1 protein-coding gene is annotated in these 557 nt (G+C 69.7%); it reads right to left on the reverse strand.

Annotated elements, in window-relative coordinates:
* The coding region (locus tag U4012_RS35635) for an amidohydrolase family protein (RefSeq protein WP_321804579.1) at nt 1-557 on the reverse strand (557 nt) is incomplete at both ends.

The following is a 557-nucleotide window of genomic DNA, read 5'->3' on the forward strand; positions in this document are numbered from 1 at the left end:
GCATGCTGGTGCACGTTGCATGCATTCGCGCAGCCGCACATCGCGGCGGCCGCCGCGCGTTGCAGCGGTGCGCCGCTGCGCTGCGTCGCGCCCCAACCGCCGTAGCCGCCATACTCACGCACCGGCGACCAGTCCGGCATCGCGGGCGGAATCGGCGCATCGTGCGACGCGAACGGGCCCGCGCCCCACACGATCTTGCCGCCCACCACGGTCAGCAGTGCGGTCGTGCCCGCGATGTCGTCCTCGGCGCACGCGAAGAAATCGCGATCCGGGACGACTACATCGGCCAGTTGCCCGACCGCGATGCGCCCTTTCTTGCCGACCTCGTTCGAGAACCACGTCACGTATTCGGTCCACATGCGCAGCGCGGTCTCGCGATCGAGCAGGTTGCGCTGCGGGTACATGCGCAGGCCGCCGATCGTCTTGCCTGTCACGAGCCAGGACAACGACACCCACGGGTTGTACGACGCCACGCGTGTCGCGTCGGTGCCGGCCGACACCTTGAGGCCCTTCGACAGCATCTTCGCGACGGGCGGCGTCGCTTCGGCCGCCTGCGC

It is taken from the genome of Burkholderia sp. BCC1988, assembly GCF_905339895.1.
Lineage (GTDB): Bacteria > Pseudomonadota > Gammaproteobacteria > Burkholderiales > Burkholderiaceae > Burkholderia.